At 58.5% G+C, this 22,810-nt stretch carries 21 protein-coding genes and 1 tRNA gene; 13 read left to right on the plus strand and 9 right to left on the minus strand.

The window, feature by feature from the left end; translation table 11 throughout:
- Positions 1-72: 72 nt before the first annotated feature.
- The 7 genes from CU100_RS06985 (at position 73) to CU100_RS07015 (ending at position 7,377) form a co-directional block, all read left to right on the plus strand.
- Positions 73-951, plus strand: a complete 879-nt coding sequence (locus tag CU100_RS06985; protein ID WP_106715738.1) for a transglutaminase family protein — start codon at positions 73-75, stop codon at positions 949-951.
- Between the two features lie 207 nt (positions 952-1,158).
- Positions 1,159-2,286, plus strand: coding sequence for a pyridoxamine--pyruvate transaminase (gene ppaT / locus CU100_RS06990; protein ID WP_245418933.1), 1,128 nt, complete (start codon positions 1,159-1,161; stop codon positions 2,284-2,286).
- 14 nt (positions 2,287-2,300) lie between these two features.
- Complete coding sequence (locus CU100_RS06995; protein WP_106715739.1) at positions 2,301-3,917, plus strand: ABC transporter substrate-binding protein; 1,617 nt, start codon at positions 2,301-2,303, stop codon at positions 3,915-3,917.
- 76 nt (positions 3,918-3,993) lie between these two features.
- Positions 3,994-4,974: an ABC transporter permease gene (locus CU100_RS07000; RefSeq protein WP_106715740.1), complete on the plus strand. Its 981-nt coding sequence runs from the start codon at positions 3,994-3,996 to the stop codon at positions 4,972-4,974.
- Positions 4,971-5,786 carry an ABC transporter permease gene (locus tag CU100_RS07005; protein WP_106715741.1) on the plus strand — a complete coding sequence of 272 codons (816 nt, stop codon included), beginning with the start codon at positions 4,971-4,973 and terminating at the stop codon, positions 5,784-5,786. Before CU100_RS07000 ends, CU100_RS07005 begins: the two co-directional genes overlap by 4 nt.
- Positions 5,783-6,598, plus strand: a complete 816-nt coding sequence (locus CU100_RS07010) for an ABC transporter ATP-binding protein (protein WP_106715742.1) — start codon at positions 5,783-5,785, stop codon at positions 6,596-6,598. The genes CU100_RS07005 and CU100_RS07010 overlap by 4 nt, the downstream gene beginning before the upstream one ends.
- Positions 6,595-7,377, plus strand: a complete 783-nt coding sequence (locus tag CU100_RS07015; RefSeq protein ID WP_106715743.1) for an ATP-binding cassette domain-containing protein — start codon at positions 6,595-6,597, stop codon at positions 7,375-7,377. The genes CU100_RS07010 and CU100_RS07015 overlap by 4 nt, the downstream gene beginning before the upstream one ends.
- A gap of 983 nt (positions 7,378-8,360) precedes the next feature.
- On the opposite strand, the gene CU100_RS07025 is transcribed toward CU100_RS07015, so the two are convergent.
- Both CU100_RS07025 and CU100_RS07030 read right to left on the minus strand, forming a co-directional pair.
- The gene (locus CU100_RS07025) at positions 8,361-9,002 is read right to left on the minus strand and encodes an alpha/beta hydrolase family protein (RefSeq protein WP_106715745.1); all 642 of its coding nucleotides are present in this window, start codon (positions 9,000-9,002) and stop codon (positions 8,361-8,363) included.
- Positions 9,003-9,028: 26 nt separating this feature from the next.
- Positions 9,029-9,105, minus strand: a tRNA-Pro gene (locus CU100_RS07030).
- Between the two features lie 186 nt (positions 9,106-9,291).
- On the opposite strand from CU100_RS07030, the gene CU100_RS07035 reads away from it, so the two are divergent.
- From CU100_RS07035 to CU100_RS07045, 3 genes are all read left to right on the plus strand, one after another.
- Positions 9,292-11,553 carry an AGE family epimerase/isomerase gene (locus CU100_RS07035; protein ID WP_170113747.1) on the plus strand — a complete coding sequence of 754 codons (2,262 nt, stop codon included), beginning with the start codon at positions 9,292-9,294 and terminating at the stop codon, positions 11,551-11,553.
- Between the two features lie 78 nt (positions 11,554-11,631).
- The gene (locus CU100_RS07040; RefSeq protein ID WP_106715746.1) at positions 11,632-11,877 is read left to right on the plus strand and encodes a type II toxin-antitoxin system VapB family antitoxin; all 246 of its coding nucleotides are present in this window, start codon (positions 11,632-11,634) and stop codon (positions 11,875-11,877) included.
- Positions 11,877-12,314 carry a type II toxin-antitoxin system VapC family toxin gene (locus CU100_RS07045; protein WP_106715747.1) on the plus strand — a complete coding sequence of 146 codons (438 nt, stop codon included), beginning with the start codon at positions 11,877-11,879 and terminating at the stop codon, positions 12,312-12,314. Before CU100_RS07040 ends, CU100_RS07045 begins: the two co-directional genes overlap by 1 nt.
- A gap of 1 nt (position 12,315) precedes the next feature.
- On the opposite strand, the gene betB is transcribed toward CU100_RS07045, so the two are convergent.
- The 3 genes from betB to betC are packed head-to-tail and all read right to left on the minus strand — an operon-like array spanning position 12,316 to position 17,016.
- The gene (gene betB / locus CU100_RS07050; RefSeq protein WP_106715748.1) at positions 12,316-13,779 is read right to left on the minus strand and encodes a betaine-aldehyde dehydrogenase; all 1,464 of its coding nucleotides are present in this window, start codon (positions 13,777-13,779) and stop codon (positions 12,316-12,318) included.
- A 52-nt stretch (positions 13,780-13,831) separates the two neighbouring features.
- Positions 13,832-15,481, minus strand: coding sequence for a choline dehydrogenase (betA, locus tag CU100_RS07055; protein ID WP_106715749.1), 1,650 nt, complete (start codon positions 15,479-15,481; stop codon positions 13,832-13,834).
- 14 nt (positions 15,482-15,495) lie between these two features.
- Positions 15,496-17,016 (minus strand): choline-sulfatase, encoded by a 1,521-nt coding sequence (betC, locus tag CU100_RS07060; protein WP_106715750.1) that lies wholly within the window; start codon positions 17,014-17,016, stop codon positions 15,496-15,498.
- 212 nt (positions 17,017-17,228) lie between these two features.
- Here betC and CU100_RS07065 point away from each other — a divergent pair, with 212 nt between their 5' ends.
- Positions 17,229-18,395, plus strand: coding sequence for an acetyl-CoA acetyltransferase (locus CU100_RS07065; RefSeq protein WP_106716055.1), 1,167 nt, complete (start codon positions 17,229-17,231; stop codon positions 18,393-18,395).
- Position 18,396: 1 nt separating this feature from the next.
- Here CU100_RS07065 and CU100_RS07070 read toward each other — a convergent pair whose 3' ends face one another.
- On the minus strand, positions 18,397-19,137 hold the full coding sequence (locus CU100_RS07070; RefSeq protein WP_245418934.1) for a DUF3750 domain-containing protein: 741 nt from the start codon (positions 19,135-19,137) through the stop codon (positions 18,397-18,399).
- Between the two features lie 93 nt (positions 19,138-19,230).
- Here CU100_RS07070 and CU100_RS07075 point away from each other — a divergent pair, with 93 nt between their 5' ends.
- A complete protein-coding gene (locus CU100_RS07075; protein WP_106715751.1) occupies positions 19,231-20,250 on the plus strand; it encodes an asparaginase in 1,020 nt (339 codons plus the stop codon).
- Here the strand turns inward: CU100_RS07075 and CU100_RS07080 are convergent.
- A complete protein-coding gene (locus CU100_RS07080) occupies positions 20,243-21,586 on the minus strand; it encodes a TIGR03808 family TAT-translocated repetitive protein (RefSeq protein WP_106715752.1) in 1,344 nt (447 codons plus the stop codon). The two genes, CU100_RS07075 and CU100_RS07080, sit on opposite strands and share 8 nt — an antisense overlap.
- A gap of 81 nt (positions 21,587-21,667) precedes the next feature.
- Here CU100_RS07080 and greA point away from each other — a divergent pair, with 81 nt between their 5' ends.
- A complete protein-coding gene (greA, locus tag CU100_RS07085) occupies positions 21,668-22,141 on the plus strand; it encodes a transcription elongation factor GreA (RefSeq protein WP_106715753.1) in 474 nt (157 codons plus the stop codon).
- Between the two features lie 50 nt (positions 22,142-22,191).
- Here greA and CU100_RS07090 read toward each other — a convergent pair whose 3' ends face one another.
- Together CU100_RS07090 and CU100_RS07095 are read right to left on the minus strand one after the other, a co-directional pair.
- On the minus strand, positions 22,192-22,569 hold the full coding sequence (locus CU100_RS07090) for a type II toxin-antitoxin system death-on-curing family toxin (protein ID WP_106715754.1): 378 nt from the start codon (positions 22,567-22,569) through the stop codon (positions 22,192-22,194).
- On the minus strand, positions 22,566-22,787 hold the full coding sequence (locus CU100_RS07095; RefSeq protein WP_106715755.1) for an AbrB/MazE/SpoVT family DNA-binding domain-containing protein: 222 nt from the start codon (positions 22,785-22,787) through the stop codon (positions 22,566-22,568). Before CU100_RS07095 ends, CU100_RS07090 begins: the two co-directional genes overlap by 4 nt.
- Between the last annotated feature and the right edge of the window lie 23 nt (positions 22,788-22,810).

A 22,810-nucleotide genomic window follows, 5' to 3' on the forward strand; every position in this document is an offset into this window, starting at 1 on the left:
GGGGCCGGTTTTCTCCCGTTGAGGGGACGATAGATCGGCGCCTTCCATTGCGGCAGAACAGAAAACGGTTGCATGCTTTACAATATTCGCCTTCATCTTCACTACGATTACGAGCGGTCCGCTGCGGGCGGGCGGCACCACATTCGCGTCATGCCGCAGGCGATTCCCGGCGTGCAACGCATTATCGCATCGAGCCTTTCGGTCGATCCGGTTTCTGCGGAACGCTCCGAGTTCACGGATTTCTTCTCAACCAACGTGACCTCGATCGTCTATCGCAACCCGCATGAGACGCTCGACGTGACCATGACGGCCCGTGTGAATGTCACGCGACCGCAGACGATGCTGGATGTTTCCCCTGATCTGGCCGGTCTGCAGAAAGAGATTCGCAGCGTCTGGTCGGTCGCCGCCGATGCGCCGCATCATTTCCTCGCCACGAGCACCCATGCAGCAATCGACCCTGACATAACCGCCTACGCCGCGCAAAGCCGCGTGAATGCGCGAACCGTGACGGAACTGGTCCACGATCTCAACCGGCGCATCCATGCGGATTTTACCTATGATGGAGATGCGACGGACGTGCGGACCAAGGCGCGTCAGGCTTTCGATCTGAAGGCCGGTGTTTGCCAGGATTTCAGCCACATCATGATCGCCGGGCTCCGCGGGCTTGGCATTCCCGCAGGCTATGTCAGCGGTTTCCTGCGAACGATTCCCCGACCCGGCAAGGAGCGGCTGGAAGGAGCGGATGCCATGCACGCCTGGGTGCGCGCATGGTGCGGACGCGAGGCGGGATGGCAGGAGTTCGACCCCACCAACGACATGGCGGCGGGGAACGATCACATCACCATCGGTTACGGTCGGGACTATGCGGACGTTTCGCCCATCGTTGGCATTTTGAAGACGAGCGGCTCGCAAGAGGGCAAGCAATCGGTCGACGTGATTCCGCTGGAGTGAAATTAAGCGCAATGCTGCTGTGCGTGGTTCGACAAGCTGACCTTAAGGGAGGTGAGCTGGTTTGCAAGCAATCGGCAACGTTGCGGATTAGTTCTCCCTGCGAACGCAGCATCCCTCATGGTGAGCTTGTCGAACCACGCTGAATGAATTTGCCGGCCGGATGGAATCTTAAAACGGTTTTTCTTGGTTTCTGGAATTCCCGGGAATATGGTCGGCACCATGCTTGCCATTCCGCCTTTGATGCTCACCACCGGTCCCGTTCCTGCTTATCCGGAAGTGCTTGAAGCGCTCGGGTCGCCGGTACTTTACGATTATCATCCCGCGTTCCAGACCTTTTATGCCGAAGTTACCGAAAAGCTGCGCAAGGCTCTTCGAACCGAAACCACTCCGGTCATCATGCAAGGTGAGGCCATCCTCGGGATCGAAGCCGCTGCGGCGGCTCTGATCGCTGCCGACGATGTGGTTCTGAACCTCGTTTCCGGGCCCTACGGCAGAGAATTTGACACCTGGGCAGGCCGCTATGGCAAGGAGGTCATCGAACAAGCGGTTCCTTATGATGATGTTATCGATCCGCAGGTCGTGCGCGAGGCATTGGCGAGGCGGCCCGACATCTCCGTTGTATCCCTCTGCCATCACGAAACGCCATGCGGCACGCTGAATCCCCTGAACGAAATAGGTGCGATCGTCGCGTCACATGGCGCCTGCCTGATCGTCGATGCCGTGTCGTCCTTCGGAGGGATGAGCGTGCATCCCGAGGAGGCTCACGCCGATATTTTCATCACGTCGCCGTCGAAATGCCTTGGCAGCACGCCCGGTCTGAGCCTGATCGCCCTGAGCGAACGTGCCTGGGCCAAGATCCAAGCCAACCCGGACGCTCCGCGGAATTCTTTCCTCAGCCTTCTGGCCTGGAGGAACGCATCGGAACCCGGCAAGCCATTTCCCGTCACCCCTTCCGTCAGCGAGATCTATGCGCTGGACGCGGCGCTGGACCGACATGCACAAGAGGGACCCGAAAACGTGTGGGCCCGCCACGCGGTGACGGCGGCGATCACGCGCAAGGGCCTGTTTGAACTTGGATTGCCCCTATGGCCCAAGCAGGAAGCCTTTTGCTCGCCCACCGCGACTGTCTTCAAGGTGCCGCAGGGCGTCAGCGACGTCGCCCTGCGCGATCGCCTGTTGCACGATCACGGCATTCTTGTCTCGCTTGGTCGCGGCGAGACGACGGGCAAGGTGCTCCGCGTCGGCCACATGGGCGCTTCGGCAGAGCCGGACTTTGCCCGGCAGTTCATTGCCGCGTTGACCGCCATTCTGGCCGAACCCTTTTCCGCCGACTGAGAGGATTTGCAACAATGTCCCGTATCTTGTTGAACAGGCGCAGTTTTCTCGCAACAACCGCGAGTGCCGGAGCGATGGTGATCTTGCCCAATCGGGCGGGCGCGCTGGCTGCGGCACCTGTCAAAGGTGGACGTCTGGTCGTGGCCGGGGACAGCGAGCCGGCAAATCTCAACCCCGCCATCGTCGCCTCCAATGGTGTGTTCTTCGTCGCCAGCAAGGTGATCGAGCCTCTGGCCGAACAATCATACGAGGGCAGCGACGGGCTTGCACCGCGTCTTGCCATATCCTGGGAAGGATCGGCCGACGGGCATACCGCGACCTTCAAGCTGCGCGACGGCGTGACCTGGCATGACGGCAAGCCATTCACCTCGGCGGATGTGGCATTCTCCGCGCTGGAAGTCTGGAGGAAGCTGCAGAACCTCGGACGCGTGGTGTTCAAGAATCTCGAAAGCGTCGAAACGCCGGACGACCACACGGCTGTTTTCAAGTTTTCACAACCGACGCCATTCCAGTTGATCCGAAACGCGCTGCCGGTGGTAACTTCGGTCCTGCCGAAGCACCTCTACGAGGGCACGGACATTGCCAAGAACCCGGCGAACCAGAAGTTGGTCGGCACCGGCCCTTTCAAATTCGGCGAGTACAAGCCGGGGGAATACTACCTGCTGAAGCGCAACGACGCCTATTGGCAGAAGGACGCGCCGCTACTCGATGAGATCGTCTATCAAATCCTGCCGGACCGCGCGGCGGCGGGCAATGCGCTGGAAGCCGGGGAAATCCAGCTCGCCGCTTTTTCCGCCGTGCCGCTCGCCGATCTTGAGCGGATCTCCAAAGTGCCTGGACTGAAAGTATATCCAAACGGCTATGAAGCGCTGACGTATCAGCTCATCGTCGAAATCAACCATCGGCGCAAGGAACTCGCAGACGTCAGAGTGCGTCGCGCTCTTGCTCACTCGATCGATCATGCGTTCGTGGTCAAGACGATCTTCCTTGGCTATGCCAAATCTGCGACTGGGCCGATCCCGGCTTATGACAAGACGTTCTACGAGCCGGACACCGCGACATACGCGTTCGATCCGGCCAAGGCCGAAGCATTGCTGGACGAGGCGGGCTACAAGCGCGGTGCCGACGGAAATCGCTTCACCCTGAAATTGCGCCCGGCACCTTTCTTCAACGAAACAAAGCAGTTCGGCGATTATCTTCGCCAGGCGCTCGCAAAGATTGGTATCGACGCGCGGGTGGTCAGCAACGACACGCCGGCACACTTGAAGGCCGTTTACACAGATCACGATTTCGACATCACGGTTGCGACGCCGGTCTACCGCTCCGATCCGGCAATTTCGACAACGATCCTGTTCGAAAGCGGTCTTCCTGCGGGCGTGCCATTTTCCAATCAGTATGGTTATGCCAATGCGGAAGTGGACAGGCTGATCAAGGATGCAGCCTCGGAGATCGATGCCGCCAAGCGCGCCGACCTGTACAAGGAGTTGCAGAGAAAGGTGGCGGATGACCTTCCGCTCATCAATGTCGCTGAATTTTCCTTCATCTCCGTAGCGCATGACAGCGTGCAGAATGTCTCGAACAATCCTCGCTGGGCCGTTTCGAATTGGGCAGATGTCTGGTTGAGGGAGTGATGCAATTGGAGTTGACTGCTGGTTGTCCAGCTGTCCCTTTAGACTCGACCCGTAAGCGCGTCCACCGGAGTTCTCCTTGCCGCCTCTCCTTGCCTTCTTCCTGAGACGTATAGTGACTGCGCTTCCGGTTCTCGCCGTGGTGCTGGTCGGGAGCTTTCTCCTGCTCGAGGCGGCTCCCGGCGATGCGGTGGATGCCTACGTCGCCCGATCCGGCGCCATGGATGCGGATCAGTTGGCGCAACTTCGTCAGGAATGGCAACTCGACGAGGGACCGCTTCACCGCTTCAGGGCCTATGCGTCGGCACTGGTACAAGGCGATCTTGGCTGGTCTAGCGCTTTCGAGCGGCGCGTTGCTTCGGTAATACTGGAACGCCTGCCGATTACGCTGCTATTGATGGGTGTCGCCACGGCGCTGGCGTTCTTTCTCGGATCGCTTCTGGGAGTGATTGCTGGAGCAAATCCCGGATCGTTTCGCGACCGCTTTCTGTCAACCACATCGCTGGCGCTCTATGCCGTGCCGGGTTTCTGGCTTGGTCTGGTACTCATCGTGATCTTCGCCGTCGACCTGCGCTGGCTGCCGATCGGGGGAATTGAATCGATTGCGTCAGGCAAGACCGGGTTCTCGCGCATGGGAGATATCGGTAGGCACCTGATCCTGCCGGTCGCCTCGCTCGCCATGGTCTACCTCGCGCTCTATCTCAGGCTCATGCGCGACCGGATGAACGAGGTCTGGCGCGATCCTTTCGTACAGGCATTGAAAGCGCGAGGCCTGAGCCGCAACCGTATCGTGTGGCGGCATGTAGCGCGCAACGCGGTCCTTCCGGTGGTGACAATGCTTGGATTGCAGGCAGCCGCGATGCTCGGTGGCAGCGTGGTAGTGGAAAGCGTATTCGCAATACCCGGCTTCGGCCGGCTGGCCGCGGAGGCGGTGGCCCGCCGCGATACGCCGCTCTTGCTTGGCGTGATCCTGTGCAGCGCTATCACTGTGATAACAGTCAATCTCCTGGTGGACCTTGCCTATGGAAAGCTTGATCCTCGTGTGCGGGTGGGACGATGAAACGGTGGCGGCAGTTGAACCTCGAAGGGCGTGCAGGCTGCGTTCTGCTGGTCGCTCTTGTGCTGATGGCTTTGCTGGCGCCGTTAATCGCGCCAGGCGATCCGCTGGCGATTACCGGCGAGCCCATGCTGCGGCCGTTTTCTTCCGAAGCGCATATGCTTGGGACGGACAGGCTCGGCCGCGATGTTCTTGCAGGGCTATTGCATGGCACGCGAACGACACTGCTGGTTGCGCTCTTCTCGGCCGCTGTTGCGTTGAGTGCCGGCAGTATTGTTGGCACGCTCGCCGGTTTCCTCGGTGGTATCGCCGATATGGTATTGATGCGCATCACGGAGGCGTTTCAGACCGTGCCGGCCTTTCTGCTTGCCCTGGCAGCAATCAGCGCCACCGGCCCAAGTGTTCCAACGCTGATATTCGCCATCAGCCTCGGCACCTGGACCCAAGCCGCCCGTGTCACACGCGCGCAGGTATTGTCTCTGCGCGAGCGGGACTTTGTTGCGGCAGCCCGCACGCTTGGCATGCGCCCGCTGGAAATTGCGTTCCGTGAGATACTTCCCAATGCTTTTGGCCCCACGGCATCGCTGGCCGCCATTTCGGTCGCTGCTGCAATCCTGATTGAAGCTGCCCTGTCTTTCCTTGGTTTTGGCGATCCCAACCGCGTGACCTGGGGAAGCATGATCGCCGAAGGACGAACCGTCCTGCGTTCCGCGCCTTATCTGTCGATTGTTCCGGGCATTGCGCTGGTGGTTACGGTGCTCGGCATTCATTTGCTCGGACGAGGGCTGTCGCACAGGGAAAGATTGCAACCATGACAGATACTTACGTCCATGTCCGGAATCTGGATGTCAGCTATGGCAGGACTGCCGCCTTGAGGGGAGTGTCTCTCGACCTGGCCAAAGGCGGCAGGTTAGCGCTAATCGGCGAGAGTGGCTCGGGCAAGTCAACGCTCGCCATGGCCATCGCGGGTCTCTTGCCAACATCGGCAACGACGCTGGGGGCGATCGAATTTCCAGCTCTCCCGCAGAAGCCAAGGCCGGGCAAGGACATCGGCGTCGTGTTTCAGGATCCGAACGGCAGCCTCGATCCTGTGATGAGTGTAGGCGACCAGATCGCCGAAGTGGTCATGACCCATCAGGGCACCGGCTGGATCTCAGCGCGGGTAAGGGCGGTGGAACTGCTCGACCGGGTCCGCATTCCCAAGGCGTTGTCCCGGCTCAACAGCTATCCGCATGAATTCTCCGGGGGTCAAAGGCAGCGCATCGCGCTTGCCGCTGCCTTGGCCGGCAGACCCTCGCTGCTCATCGCCGATGAACCCACCAGTGCGCTCGACACGCTCGTGCAGCAGCATATCGTCGATCTGCTTGATGTACTGGTGCGGGAGAGTGGGCTGACGCTGCTGTTCGTCACCCACGACATCGCGCTTGCATCGCAGCGCGCCGATCGGATTGCCGTGCTTTACAAAGGCAGACTTGTAGAAATCGGCGAGACTACAAAGGTGCTACGCCAACCCGAGCATCCCTATACCAAAGCGCTGATCAGCACGCATGTCTCGCTCGCAACACCGCGGAGGAAGCGGCTTGCTGAAGTCGATATGGCTGAAATCGACATGAGCGGACTGCGATGACAGAAGGCGCAGTGGCGTTGCCGGTCCTGGAGGTCAAGAATCTTGCCAGGCGGTTTGGAGATCGCGGGTCGGGGGGGCTGAAGGACGTCACCTTCTCGATTGCGCAGGGTGAGACCCTTGCCGTCGTGGGCGCTTCCGGTTCCGGCAAGACCACGCTGGCAAGGCTGATCATGCGGCTTGCGAAGCCTGACAATGGTTCAATCATCTTTCAAGGAAGGGATATTACCGCGCTTGGCGGCGAGTCCCTCCGGCGTCTGCGGCCCCGGTTCCAGATGATATTTCAGGACGCGCTGGCGGCATTCAATCCGCGTGCCACCGTTCGCCGCATCCTGGAAGATCCGCTGCGAATACACGCGCTTGCAGAACCGAGAGATTTCGACGCCGCCGTTGATGCCATTCTCGAACGCGTTGGGCTCGGCAGTGAATTCCGGCAGCGTTTGCCGCTCGAACTCTCGGGGGGACAACGCCAGCGCATTGCCATCGCTCGCGCTATCCTTACCCGTCCGGATCTCGTCGTACTCGATGAACCGGTATCGGCGCTGGACGTTTCGGTACGCGCGCAAATTCTCAACCTGTTGCTCGATCTTCAGGAGGAGAGGGGCGTCGCCTACCTTTTTATCTCACATGATCTTGCTGTCGTGCGGGCCTTTGCCGACAGGATGATCGTTATGGACGAGGGGCGGATCGTCGAAAGCGGCGGAACAGAGGCCATTTTGGTCAGCCCCCTGTCGGAGACTACTCGCTCGTTGATTCAGGCTGTGCCGCGGCTGGCAGACTGAGATTGTCCCCCAATGCCCGGTTTCTCGGGCTTTTCGATCATATTGATAGGCCGGGCCCCTGAGGTCTAGGCTGCGGCTTAATCCTTCGTACCCCGAATTCCTGAATCCAATTTTCCATAAAATTGGAATAAACGAGTATATGGCAAACTCTTCATATCCGGAATTTGAATGTGCGAAATGCACAGCGGTGATGGTCGCCGTGCGGCGGAACCTGTCGGATTCAAGTGCCATCATCTGTAGCCGCTGCGGCAATTTTCTTGGGACCTTCGCCGATCTGGACAAACGACCCGCGCCGGAATGTCAGCGAACAGAGCCTTGGTTTTCGGCCGAGGACAGGGCGCCCTAAGGCGCGCACGTACTTTCTTTCACAAGTGAGGCCCAGATTACTCACCGTTGAAACCGGTGGACAATCTTGGGCCTCTATCGGGATGCAGGTCGATCTCGCTCAACGCCTACCCGATGCAGCCAAACGTCCAGGGTATGAGGTTGGTTCCCGACAGATCCGCTTCGACGCTGCGTGAGCCCAAGGTCACTTTTGGCCGTGACTCCATTTCTTGAACAAATATACAAGCGTTCCGGTCCAGGCGACGGCCGTGAGCATCGCCAAAATGAGTGCGTAGTGACTGTTCATGGACACACTAGTCCCTCTTCATTGGAAGGCTCGATTTTTCGCGGGCAACCCGCACGCGGTACCGGAGCCTTGTTGCCGAATATCGCCGGCGACTCGTTCGATTGTCTTTTTGTACTGCTTAGCTGTCAACTCACAACACGGCTGTTCGTTCCTTGTTCACAGGGTCGGGCGGGTTACTTCGGAAGCCCGGACCGATCCCTTGCCTGCGTCAATCCGGTCATTGAAATCCGGTAATTCCGGTACTACATCAAGCTCAGTCAGCGCGGTCCTCCTCCCATTTCCGTGCTGGCTGTTCCCCTCTGGAGGTTTATGACCTTCACAATTAGGCCGGGCTCTTCAGCCCGGCTCTTTTTTAAGCTCGCAGGCGCTTTGCCCATGCCCCGACTGTGCCCGCCATCGATCTGAGGTGATCGGCAGCGGTGAAGCCGGAGACGTTCTTGCGCGGCTTCAGATCATGATCGCCATCCTCTAGCCAGAAAAACTCAATGCTGCTGGAGAGCGGATAATTCGTGATTTGCTCCCTTGTGCCGAACTCGTCACGCGTTCCCTGGCAAATCAGGGTCGGTGTCTTTAGCTCGAGAAGATGTTTGGTACGGAGCTGCCCGGGCTTTCCCGGCGGGTGAAAAGGATAACCAAGGCAGACAAGCCCGGTAATCCCGCCAGATGAATAGAGATCATCCGCGATCATGCTGGCGACCCGGCCGCCCATCGACTTGCCGCCGATGATCAGCGAGCCAGTTGCCCCTAATTCGGTGACCGCGGCAATATATTCGGGTTGGAGTGTTTCGGCGCGGGGCGGAGGCTTGCGCGCACCCGATATGCGGCGCTCCGCCATGTAGCCAAATTCGAAACGGGCAACGCGAAAACCTGCTGAGGCAAGTGCCTTCGTACTGGCTTCCATCGATGCAGAATCCATTGGCGCGCCCGCCCCGTGGGCAAGAAGGATGGTAACGGCGGCATCTTCAGCGCCGTCGAACAGAAATCTTTCGCGCATGTCAGAGATTTCATTGTTTCAACGACTGGTCGGAGTGAGAGGATTCGAACCTCCGACCCCGTCGTCCCGAACGACGTGCGCTACCAGGCTGCGCTACACTCCGTGACCAGTATTGCGGGTATATAACGTCCGGTTCCCACGCTCGCAAGCTGTTTCCTGCGCACATTCTCAATTGTGCGAGTGGTAAGTTGAGTTCACTCTCCAAACAACCGATTTGCCTACTGTAATCAGCGGCCAAAGTCTTGTATCGGTTGGAAAAGCATTTATTGGGGACGCTCGGAACGCGGGAATGCAATTGATAGCGACGGAAAAGCACAAGATCATCAGCTTCGTCATGAGCGGCGGTGTGGGCTCCCGGCTGTGGCCATTGTCACGCGAGGACTTCCCGAAACAGTTCCACAATTTCTCTGGCCTCGGCTCAATGGTGCAGCGCACCGTCAAGCGCATGGCGGCCCGATCGTCCGGTATTTCCGTCCCTGTCTATCTGCTGGCCTCTGAACGCCACGCAGACCGCATCAGCCAGGATCTGGCAGGCATCGACCTTGCCGGTGGCCGAGCAATCCTCGAACCGATGGGCCGCAATACGGCGTCGGCCGTGGTGATTGCCACGGAGGTGACGCTCCGGGAACACGGCGATGACCTTGTGCTTGTGGTGCCGTCAGATCACGAGATCACCACGGACCGGGAATTCTGGAAAACTGTAGACAACGGCGTGAAAGCGGCCGAAGCCGGACGGATTGTCGTCTTCGGTATTCATCCGGACCGGCCCGAAACGGGCTACGGCTATATTGAGGTTGGGCCAGAGATCGAGGGCATTCGCGACGTCGTGCGGTTTGTCGAGAAACCCAGCGAAGAGATTGCAAAACAATATCTCGAATCGGAGAACTTCCTCTGGAACGCAGGTATTTTCCTTTTCCGTGCCAGCGTCATGCGCGACGCGTTCAAGAGGCACGCCGCAGACATCTGGGAAAGTGCAGTCGCCGCGCTGGATCAGGCCGATACGAATATATCTGGCACATATCTGCCCCATGATCTCTACCAGGCGGTCCCGTCGATCTCGGTCGACTATGCAATTATGGAACGAGCTTCGGACATTGCTCTCGTACCGGCGAAATTCCGCTGGAATGATCTCGGCTCGTGGCAATCGCTGCTGGAGGCCGGCTCGGTCGATGGCAACGGCAATGTGATCGTGGGCGACGTCGTGGCAATCGATTGCGAGCACAGTTACCTGCGCAGTGATGGCCGGTTGCTGTCTGCAGTGGGCCTTCGGGACACCGCCGTGGTTGCAACCGCCGACGCCACATTCGTTGCGCCGGTCAGCGAAAGCCAGAATGTTCGCAAGGTTGTCGAGCAACTGGAAAAAACTGGACGCCTTGAGGCCAAATTCACGCCCGCGCAGGATCGCCTTCCCCACGTTGGGGCCTATGGCAACCGGGTCCGCCACTGGCTTTTCGAGGAAACTTTGCCGCTGTGGTCTACCGCCGGCGTCGATGAGCGCCATGGCGGATTTCACGAGGTAATGTCCTTTGACGCAACACCGATCGTCAAACCCAAGCGAATGCGCACCATGGCTCGGCAAATCTACGCCTTTGCCGTGGCACACGAAATGGGATGGGATGGACCTGCACACGCGCTGATCGACCACGGACTCGAGTTTATTTGTGCCAATGGGCGCACGGACCGCGGTGGCTGGATCAGAACGTTCAGTCCAGAGGGTGGGGTTCTTGATGCTACCGAGGACGCCTACGATCAGTCATTTGTGCTGCTGGCGCTCGCTCACGCTCATAAGGCTGGTCACAAGAAGGCGCTGGCGCTTGGTACCGAGACATTCGCGTTCATCGACGAATATCTGGCTGACGCCCGGCTGACGGGATTTTTGGAAACGCCGGAAGATAAAGGACTGCGGCGCTCCAATCCGCATATGCACCTGCTCGAGGCATTTCTTGCGTGGCACGCGGTTACCGGCAATCGCGACTTCCTGCAGCGGGCGGCGCGCATCGTCGATCTTTTCCGCCACCACATGTTCGATGCGGAAACCTGGACGCTGGGTGAGTATTTCAGCAATGACTGGGAACGCGCACCGGGTGAGCAGGGAGAATGGACCGAACCGGGGCACCATTTCGAATGGGCCTCGCTTCTGATCACTTTCGCAGCCGCATCCGGGCAGAAGGACGTGATCCGCTTTGCCCGCAAGCTCTATTCATCAGCGATCGCCAATGGATTGAACCGGGCGACGGGCCTTGCCTATGGCGCCGTATCCCGCCATGGCCTGCCGCTGGACACGAACTCCCGAAGCTGGCCGCAGACTGAAGCGGTCAAGGCGGCAATGGCGCTTGACGGCAATGGCGGTCCCGACCTGAAGCCGGAAGTGGAGGCGCGCGTCGGCCGCCTCTTCCGCTGGCACATCGAGCCGGCGCCGAAGGGGCTGTGGATCGATCTCATCGACGAAACCGGCCGCGCCAGGGCTGAAGATGTGCCAGCCTCGATCTTCTATCATTTGGTGAGCGCGCTGACGCAATATCTCGACTATGTCGGCAAGGAGGCTCGGTAGGCCCTGCTGCCTTGCTTTCGTAGGAATATACACTTACATCTATTCGAATATACGGAAAATGGACGTGGGAAGCGTAACATGTCGCTTTATATCAGAGACAGCGAAGTCGATGCGTTGGCAAAACGAGTGCAGCAGGCGATAAAGGCGCCGACCAAGACGGCGGCCGTCAAGATTGCATTGCAGCACGAGCTCGAAAACGCACGCAAAAGCATACCTTTGCGTGAACGCATAAGGAAGATTCAGGATGATGTTAAAGCCATGGGACCGGACGATCCGAATTTCGATATGAAGGCCTTTATGGATGAAGGCTGGGATGGTCTTTGATGTTTCTGGATGCCTCGGCTATTGTCGCCATTTTGGGGGATGAGGAGGATGCGGAATTCCTTCTTTCCAAAATCCAACAAGCGAATAGCCCCGTAATCTATTCATCATTGTCAATATATGAGGCGGTCATAGGATTGGCGCGAAAAAAATTCATTGGCGCACACGGAGATCAATTACCAACGTTGCCTTCTTTTATCCAGCAGGCACAAATCCACGTAGCAAGATTTATTGAAGCCATCGATGCTACAGAAATTCCCATTGGCGCAGCCATGCATCGCATAGCGATTGAAGCCAGCCGAAACTATGGACGTGCCGTGGCCCATCCTGCTCGATTGAACTTTGGCGATTGCTTTGCCTATGCATGCGCCAAGGCTCACAATGTCTCGCTATTATATAAGGGCGATGACTTTCCTTTGACGGATATCGTCTCCGCCTGAATCAATAGGGACTTTCCACGTCGCCCGTCTCCACATAGACCGACTTGATCTGGCTGTAGTGATAAAGCGCCGCCAGCCCGTTTTCACGGCCGACGCCGGATTGCTTGAAGCCGCCAAACGGCATTTCGACCGGCGCGAGATTATAGGTGTTTATCCAGCAGGTGCCGGCCTTGAGCTGGCCGATCACGCGGTGGGCGCGCGACAAATCCTTGGTAAACACGCCGGCCGAGAGGCCAAACTCCGTATCGTTCGCGCGGGCAATCACTTCCTGCTCGTCCTGGAAGTCGAGAACGGCCACAACGGGGCCGAATATCTCCTCGCGTGCGATGACCATATCGTCAGTCACGTCGGTGAAAATGGTAGGTTCAACGAAACACCCGCCCTCGAAGCCTTGCATTTTTGGAACGCCGCCGCCGAAATGCAGCGTTGCGCCCTCGGCCTTGCCCTTTTCGATGTAAGACACGACCTTGTCGCGCTGCGACGCGTTTACCAGCGGACCGAGATGGATATCGGGGTCGAGGGGATCGCCAAGTCGGATGGCTTTCGTGCGCGTCGTCAGGCGGTCGAGAAACCGATCCTTTATGCCGCCTTGCAAGAAAACCCGAGTGCCATTGGAACAAACCTGGCCGGTCGAATAAAAGTTACCCAGCAGCGCGCCGCCCACGGCATTTTCCACATCCGCATCATCGAAGATGATCAGCGGCGACTTGCCGCCGAGCTCCATGGTGGCGTGCTTCATGTGCGACCCGGCCTGTGCCAGAACGCGCCTGCCCGTAGGGACCGAACCTGTGAGCGAAACCTTGGCCACCAGCGGATGATCGACCAGTTGCGAGCCGACATCGCCAAAACCCTGCAAGACATTGAAAAGCCCATCGGGCAGACCGGCTTCCTTGTAGATCTCGGCAAGGGCAAGGGCGGAGAGCGGCGTGTTTTCGGAAGGCTTGAATATCATGGCGTTGCCCGCTGCGAGCGCTGGGGCAGATTTCCAGCCCGCACCCTGGATCGGGTAGTTCCATGCACCAATGCCAACACATACGCCCAAGGCTTCGCGGCGCGTATAGGCATAGGAACCGCCAAGCTCGATCATCTCACCGTTGAACCCCGCAATGATGCCGCCATAGAATTCCAGCGCGTCTGCGGCGGAGGCGGGGTCGGCAACGAGCGTTTCCTGAATGGCCTTGCCCGTATCGAGCGTTTCAAGCTCGGCCAGCTCTGCATTTCGGGCACGCAGGATATCGGCAGCGCGACGCAGGATGCGGCCACGCTCGACGGGTTTCAACGCGGCCCAAGCCGGTTGAGCAGCTGCTGCGGCCTGCACGGCCTGTTCGACAAGCGCCGGCGTTGCACCAAAGAGCCTGGCAATGATCTCGCCCGTTGCCGGATAGATCACATCGAGCGGCTTGCCTTCCTTGTCTTCGACGAAGCGCCCATTGATGAAGTGTGATGCCTTGGGCTGTGCGCGCATGGGAGTTCTCCTGAGTTCAAATTCATATCGAGCGGAAGTGCAGCATCGCCATTCATCTGTCACTCTCCCGCCACCGCGAATTGATCCACGGCTCCTGGTTGGAACGAGGCAGGGGATCGCGCCCAAGAATATGGTCGGCGGCTTTTTCCCCGGTCATGATCGAAGGAGCGTTGAGATTGCCGTTTGTGACGCGCGGAAAGATCGAGCTGTCGGCGACGCGCAATCCCTCGACGCCGATCACCCGGCACTGCGGGTCCACTACCGCCGCCGGATCGTTGGCCGAACCCATCTTGCAGGTGCCGCAGGGATGGAAGGCACTTTCCGCGTGTTCGCGGATGAAGGCGTCGATTTCTTCATCCGACTGCACATGGTCACCCGGCGAAATCTCGCGACCGCGATAAGGATCGAGCGCTGCCTGTCCGAATATCTCGCGTGTCAGGCGCACGGCGTGGCGAAAATCCGTCCAGTCGTCCGGATGTGACATGTAGTTGAAAACGATCCTGGGCTTTTCGAATGGATCGGCGGAGCGAAGTGTAACGCTGCCGCGGGACTTTGAGCGCATCGGTCCGACATGGGCCTGAAAGCCATGGCCCTTCACCGCCGCCTTGCCATCGTAGCGAATAGCCGCGGGGAGAAAATGATACTGGATATCAGGATAATCGACGCCTGGCTTCGACCGGACGAATGCCGCGGATTCGAAATGGTTGGTAGCGCCGTGTCCGGTCTTGAAGAGTAGCCACTGCGCGCCGATCATTGCCTTGGAGATGAGCCCGAGCCTGGAGTTCAGCGTGATCGGCTTCAGGCTCTCCTGCTGGATATAGACCTCCATGTGGTCCTGGAGGTTCTGGCCGACACCGGCGCGGTCGGCGACGACTTCGATTCCATGCTCTCTGAGGTGAGCAGCCGGGCCAATGCCCGACAGCATCAAGAGCTTGGGCGAGTTGATGGACGACGCAGCCACGATTACCTCGCGGCGGGCCAGAATGGTTTCCATCTTGCCGCGACGCGTGATTTCGACACCGACGGCGCGTTGATTCTCGACGACAATACGCCGCGCGAAGCCATTGACGAGATTCACGTTTTGTCGCTTCAACGCGGGTCGAAGATAGGCATTGGCCGTGGACCAGCGACGTCCTTTATAGATCGTCTGCTCCATGGCCCCAAAGCCTTCCTGCTTCGAGCCATTGTAGTCTTCGGTGATTTCGAAGCCGGCTTGCTTGCCAGCATCGACGAAGGCGTGGAACAACGGATTGTCCCTCCGCCCGCGCTGCACATGCATAGGGCCGTTGGTGCCGCGCCATCCGGCTTCGCCGCCATGCGAATGCTCCATACGTTTGAAATAGGGCAGCACATCCGCGTAGGACCAGCCGGCCGCGCCACTTTCCGCCCAATGGTCGAAGTCGTGCGCATGTCCGCGCACATACACCATGCCGTTGATCGAGGATGATCCGCCTATGACTTTGCCGCGCGGGGTTACCAGCCTGCGCCCGCCGAGATGCGGTTCGGGTTCAGACGTAAAGCCCCAGTCATAGGTACTCATGTTCATCGGGAAGGAGAGAGCAGCCGGCATCTGGATGAACGGCCCGATATCGGTACCGCCGAATTCAACGACGATCACCGAATGCTTGCCGTCCTCCGACAGGCGGTAGGCCATGGCAGACCCCGCAGACCCAGAACCGATGATGACAAAATCTGCTTCCATAGTGCTTTTCTTGCTCACTCGCCACGCGGATAGCGGGCATTCTCTTCCAAAACGTTCAGGTCCATATGATTGCGCATGTAGCGCTCCGATGCCTTCTGCAACGGCTGATAGTCCCACGGATAGTAGGAGCCATTCCGCAACGCTTCGTAGACAACCCAACGCCGCGCCTGGCTTTCCCGCACGTCAGTATCGAACTGAGCCATATCCCAGCGCTGCCGGGCCTTTGCCATGAGATTGCCGAGCAGTTCAGCGTGCGCCGGGTCGCTGGCGAGATTGGCCAATTCGCGCGGATCCGATTCAAGATCATAGAGTTGCGGCGGATCGATCTCGCAATGCACGAACTTGTACTTGCCGTCTCTGATGCAAACGAGCGGGGCGCTGGAGCCTTCCGCCGCATATTCCATCAGAACAGGCGAGTGACGCCCCTTGCCCTGCATGAGGGGTGTCAAGTCTTCGCCGTCCGTCCACGGAAGAATTTCGGCGATGTCGATACCGGCAAGGGCGCCGAGCGTTGGATTTATGTCGAGCGTGGAAACTGACTGGGAGATCAGTTGCGGATCGATGCCCTTGCCCGCGATCATCAATGGAACACGCGCCGAGCCTTCGAAAAAGTTCATCTTGAACCACAGGCCGCGCTCGCCCAGCATGTCGCCATGATCCGACGTGAACAGGATGATCGTGTCGTCGAGCATGCGCGTCGCCTGCAGGACTTCAAGGATTTCGCCGATCTTGTCGTCTATATAGGAGATGTTTGCAAGATAGCCCCGGCGCGCCCGGCGCACCTGTTCGGCGGTAATATCGAAAGCCGTATGCTCGCACGCCTCCAGAAGCCGTTGCGAGTGCGGGTCGTGGTTCTCGAACGCCATGGCGCCGATCTGCGGATCGAGTGCAGGCGAACCCTCATAAAGGTCCCAATATTTCCGCCGCGCTACATACGGATCGTGCGGGTGGGTGAACGAGACGGTGAGGCACCACGGGCGCCGCGATGCATCGTCCGCCTCGCGGGACAACTGATAGAGCTTCTGCCGGGCGTGAAACGCCACCTCGTCGTCATATTCCATCTGGTTGGTGATCTCGGCCACCCCTGCGCCGGTGACGGACCCAAGATTGTGATACCACCAGTCGATGCGCTCGCCGGGCTTGCGGTAATCGGGCGTCCAGCCAAAATCCGCCGGATAGATATCCGTGGTCAGCCGCTCTTCAAGCCCGTGCAGTTGGTCCGGTCCGACAAAATGCATCTTGCCGGAAAGTCCGGTATAGTAGCCGGCGCGGCGAAGATGATGTGCGTATGTCGGAATATCCGACACGAACTCGGCGGCGTTGTCATAGACGCGAGTACGCGACGGGAGTTGTCCCGACATGAGCGAAGCGCGGGCCGGAGCGCAGAGCGGCGAAGCGGTGTAGGTATTGGCAAAGCGGGCCGAGCGCTGCGCCAGAGCTTTCAGGTGGGGTGCATGGATGAAATCCGCAGGACCATTCGGAAATAGGGTTCCGTTCAGCTGATCGACCATCAGGATGAGAATATTGGGCTTCATGCAGGCTCCGGCAGCGACTAATTCGTCTGTATGGCATTTTCCATATGGCAATGGCGCTCGCTGTTTCAGTTACGCCATTGTGCAGCGCATGACGACCGATATTTCAGACTGTCGATACCAGACGCAGAATGAAACAATCGGCACATGAAGGTTCGCCTTGAAGCGGCGGCGATTCGTGTCTACGTGAACGGAGAGATTTTGGAGGAATGGAAATGACAGCGTGTATCGTCGGATGGTCGCATTTGCCGTTTGGGAAACTTGAGGGGGAAACCGTTGAAAGCCTGATCGTAAAGGCCGCTGTCGGTGCTCTCGATCACGCGGGCATCGGCCCCGGCGATGTTGATGAGATCGTGCTCGGGCATTTCAACGCCGGTTTCTCACCACAGGATTTTACCGCCAGTCTGGTTCTTCAGGCCAGCGATGCATTCCGCTTCAAGCCGGCCACGCGGGTGGAGAACGCTTGTGCGACCGGATCGGCAGCCGTGCATCAGGGTATCAAGACAATCCGTGCAGGCGCCGCGAGGGTGGTGCTGGTCGTGGGTGTCGAAAAGATGACGTCGACGCCGGGACCCGAGATCGGCAAAAATCTGCTGAAAGCATCGTATCTTCGGGAAGAGGGGGAGATTCCTGCCGGTTTCGCTGGTGTTTTCGGCCAGATTGCGGCTGCCTATTTCCAGAAGCATGGCGACCAGTCCGATGCGCTCGCGATGATCGCCGCCAAGAACCACAGGAACGGCGTCAACAATCCCTATGCGCAGATGCGCAAGGATCTTGGCTATGATTTCTGCCGCCAGGAGAGCGAGAAGAACCCTTTCGTCGCCGGGCCGCTGAAACGGACTGATTGCTCGTTGGTTTCCGACGGCGCAGCGGCACTGGTTCTTACCGATACGCAAACCGCCCTGAAGATGAAGCGTGCCGTCGCGTTCCGCGGAGCCGCGCACGTGCAGGATTTCCTGCCAATTTCAAAGCGCGACATTTTGCTGTTCGAGGGTTGTTCGGAGGGCTGGAAGCGTGCGCTCGATCAGGCGGGCGTGACCGTAGACGATCTGTCATTCGTCGAAACGCACGACTGCTTCACCATTGCCGAATTGATCGAGTATGAGGCAATGGGACTGGCAAAGCCCGGCGAGGGGGCCAAGATAGCACTCGAGGGCCAGACGGAAATGGGCGGACGCTTGCCCGTCAACCCCTCTGGCGGCCTCAAGGCCAAGGGTCATCCAATTGGCGCCAGCGGCGTTTCAATGCACGTGCTTTCGTCAATGCAATTGATGGGGGAAGCAGGTGGCATACAGGTGCCAAACGCCAAACTCGCCGGGATATTCAACATGGGTGGCGCGGCTGTGGCGAATTACGTGTCCGTGCTTGAGCGTATCAAGTGATCTAAAAGCCGATCCTGCCGAATCCGGGAACCTTCAGTCCCGGATTCAAAATATCCACACCCGCTACCAAGCCCAGCAAATTGATCTCGAATCCGCTGCGAGAACCGGCGGAAATGCCCGCATATCCGAAAAACGTAGCGTGAAAGTTCTGCCAATCGTCGTCAATTTCAAATAACTTGCCAGCCGTTGGAAAATCGCGCCCGACTGCATTTGATGGCAGCACGATTCCCATCTTGGGAACGGAACGGAGAACATGTGCAACGAAACTGTTTGAGTTTGGGCCTGGCCAGATCGTGTAGTTACCTGGCTTTCCGTAAGGATATTCATCGATTACAGCTTGGATCTTCGGAATTAAAGTTTCCGCTTCGGCGCCATGAAATTCACGCACGACAAACGGCTTATTGGAATACCAGCGCCCGTCGGCATCATAGGCATTCTTGCGCACCGGTATTCCCCAGCCGACAACATCATAACGGTCATAGCTTGTCGTACCAGCCCGCTTTATGACCAACCACGAATGCAGAGACAGAGCACCTTTTAAACCTCCGGTTCGAGCGGCGAGAATGTAGATCGCCGACTCGTTAATTTCTGGCTTGGTACGAATAACACCGCTGGAGCTCCAGTCAGCGCTTCGCCAATTGTCCTCATGATGTTGGGTCATCCACCAACCAATTGCGGCCAGAGAAGGAAGAATGAAGACAATGAAAACAACGAGCACCAGACGAAGGAATAATTTGAGCACGCGGCTTTCTCCATTGGAAAGGGGAACGGACCACCTTATAACACCATGGATTCCGGCTGATTTAGGTCAACATCCCAGGGAATGTGGGGCACGATGAGCAATCCGGTACTGGTTGAAGTTTTTCGCGGCGAGACGGTCGAGAGCCGCCATCGTGGCGCGGTGATCGTGACCGACGGCGACGGCAAGATCGTCTTTTCGCTCGGCGACATCGAGCGGCCGACCTTTCCACGCTCCGCGATCAAGGCGATCCAGGCATTGCCGCTGCTGGAGAGCGGTGCAGCGGATGCCTATGGCTTCGGGAATGAGGAACTTGCCATGGCCTGCGCCTCGCATTCCGGCGAACCGCAGCACGTGGCGAAGGCCGCTGACATGCTGGCTCGTGCCGGGCTGGATGTTTCGGCGCTCGAATGCGGAACGCATTGGCCAGCGCAACAGCCTGTGCTCATCGCGCTGGCCAGAAGCGGCCAGGAGCCGACGCCGCTGCACAATAACTGCTCGGGCAAGCATGCAGGGTTCCTGTGCACCTGCCGCCATCTGGGCAAGGAGACGCGCGGCTATTCTGCCCTGGGCTCGCCCGAACAGGATTTGGTGCGCGATGTGATGGAGAGCGTCACCGGCGCACCACACGCGCTGGATCGTTGCGGCACCGATGGTTGCTCTATCCCGACTTACGCCATTCCCTTGAGGAACCTCGCACATGGTTTCGCCCGCATGGCGACGGGAGCAGGTCTCGAGCCGGGCCGTGCCGCGGCGGCACGGCGCCTTCTCGAAGCCGCAATGGCGGCACCGTTCTATGTTGCCGGCACCAACCGCGCCTGTACGCTTCTAATGGAGATGGCTCCAAAGCGCATATTCGTGAAGGGTGGCGCTGAAGGGGTCTACGCCGGCGCCTTGCCGGAGCTCGGGCTCGGCATAGCAATCAAGTGCGATGACGGGAGCGCGCGGGGGTCCGAGGCAATAATCGCCACGGTCCTGGCACGCATTTATCGCAACGAGGATGAGCTGGAGTCGAAGCTCGATAGGTTCGCCGACCGCGAAATGCGCAACTGGAACGGAATTACCTACGGTGTGATTAGCCCGACGGAGGCACTGACAGACGCGGACATCAACTGACGATATTCCGTTCCACGGTAAGGTTCGGATAGATCTGTGCGCCCTTTGCGGTCAGGTCTCTCGCGGTGATATCACTCCAGCTATGGCCGACGATGCCGCCATTGCGGGAACCCTGGATGATGTTATCGCAGATAATAGCCGAGCCCGCTCCCGGGACGACGCTGACATAGATGCCTTCGCCCGAGGTTCGGACAATATTGCCTGTTGCAATGACATTGCGCATATAGGCGCCCCAGCCAAGCTGAATGCCGTAAAGCGGAGCATTTTCGACGACGTTGCCCGCAATCGAGATGTCTGCTTCTGCGCTTATGCCGATGCCGAACGTGCCGGGATAGGGGCCTTTCGATGCCAGATTGCGGACAACGTTCCCGTTGCATGTGCCAAGCCGCCCGCCATTGTCGAAGTTGACCATGGAAATGCCGTTGGCGGCGCCATCGACGAGATTGTTGGCTATGATTGCTCCCTCGAAGGCGAACTCCGAATAAATCGCAGTCTCGCCGCTCGCGGTGCAGTTGTTGCCGCTAACCTGGAGATTGCTGGCGCTATTGCCACGGATGGCGGAAAAAGCGCTGTCGTTGATGATATTATTGGAAACAACTACATTATTCGCGCGGAAGACATTGATGGCGTTGCCGTTCTGGCCGGTACCGCCCGCATCCGCCCTGATCCCGCCAATGCGGTTGCCGCTGATGATCGTGCCGTCCCGCCCCTGGTCGTAACGCTGGACGATGATGCCTCCATTGCCGCAATCGTTGATCTCGTTGCCGCTGATCGAAAGTCCCGTAGAGTCCGCCGCAAAAATGGCCGCATCGCTGGCGCCGGAGATGCGCGAATGCTCGATGCGTCCGCCGCATTTGAACAGATCGACGGCATTCCTGCGCGCGCCGACAATCTGGCAATCGTCCAGCGCAAGACGAGGCACGTTGCTGGCTTCCAACAGCCCCCGAACACTTTCGCCCAGAGGCCGCCCATCGCCGTCGATGACAAGACCGCTGAGCTGGATATAGGTGGAACCGCTGGCCGTCATCAACGCTGACCTGCCTCCGAACAGAAGCCGTGACTTCCCGGGAACGCCACTGAGATTGACATAACCTGGAGCCTGGACGCCGGAGACAATGTAGGTGCCGGGTGGCAGGAATATCTGCTGACCCGACGAGCTCGCCTTGACCAGCAGGGCATTCAGCTCGACCGTCTGATCATCAGGGGCCCCCGGTTTCAAGCCGAATTCGGCGGCGTTGATCATTCCCGACGAAGCCTGCGCTTCCGTCCTTTGTGGCAGAATGCCGGTCCCGGCAAGCGCGGCCAGACCAGTCAGGAATATGCGTCGGTCGATCATGGAATTATCCGCGGAAGACAATGAGAGGCGCGACGGAGGATTGCACTTGCTGTAGGGCCTAGCAAGGCATACCTTCGTTCGATGAGCAGAGCTTTCACGAAGGAAGACGACAGCAACTCTTCGATCGATCTCGGCGAGCGCCCACTAAGCCCGCACAGGAATCTGGTGACCGAGAAGGGTCTGGCTTTGATAGATGCCGAACTTGCCGCCGCGCACGAGGCGTTGGCAAAAGGTAACGCGGAGGCTGACCGCGATTCGATAGCGCGAGCTTCGCGCGATCTGCGCTACTGGAACGCCCGCAGGGAATCAGCCGAAATCTCCCGCCCCGATCCGCATAGCAAGGTCGTCCGGTTCGGCATGACAGTCACGATTGCCGATGAGGACGACAAGACGCAAACCTGGGCGATTGTCGGAGAGGACGAAGCGGACGCCAGCCATGGCAAGATCTCGCACGTGTCGCCCATGGCGAAGGCGATGTTCGGTAAATCCGTTGGTGATAGTTTTGTGCTGAATGATCACGAGTGGGAAATTACGGCGATCAACACAGCGCCCTGAGTTGATTGTCAGTCATGCAGCGAAGTGCAAACGGTCCAATTAAGGCATTTTCACACGGGCTCGGTATGATCGCGGAAGAAAGCTGCCGCGCCTGTTTCGTCAATTTCGCCAGCGGCGACGTTCATCACAAACGTGTAAAGTGTACCGGGATCGGCAGTCGGCACATAGCCGTTGATCACGAGGAAGGCGAGGGTTGCGGCGAGCGCCGTACGCTTGTTTCCATCGACAAAGGCATGGTTTCTGGCCAAGCCAAACATGTAAGCTCCGGCTAGCGCTGCTGGATCGCCATCGTTAGATTTGTTTTCGGCGCGAGCCAAAGCCGATTCGAGGGCATTTTCGTCTCTCAAACCGTGAGCCCCGCCATGACGGTGCAACTGCTCCGCATGCATTGCTTCCACTGACAAGCGGGAAAGGAATTCCCAACTCATTCAGCAAGCTTTTGAAAAACGGTCTTGTACTTGTCCATCATTTTGCGTGCGGCTTCCATCTGACGTTCGAACGAATCGTCAGTAGGCTTCAAAATTATGCCGTCGGCAGTTTGAATGACTTCCAGCTGATCTCCAGCCTTCAGATGGTTCCTCTCAAGCACATCCTTCGGGAGGATAACCCCTTCCGAATTTCCGATTTTCCTCACGGTTACATTCATGGCCCTAACTCCGATGTTATAAC

Source organism: Phyllobacterium endophyticum, assembly GCF_003010935.1.
GTDB classification, from domain to species: Bacteria; Pseudomonadota; Alphaproteobacteria; order Rhizobiales; family Rhizobiaceae; genus Phyllobacterium; species Phyllobacterium endophyticum.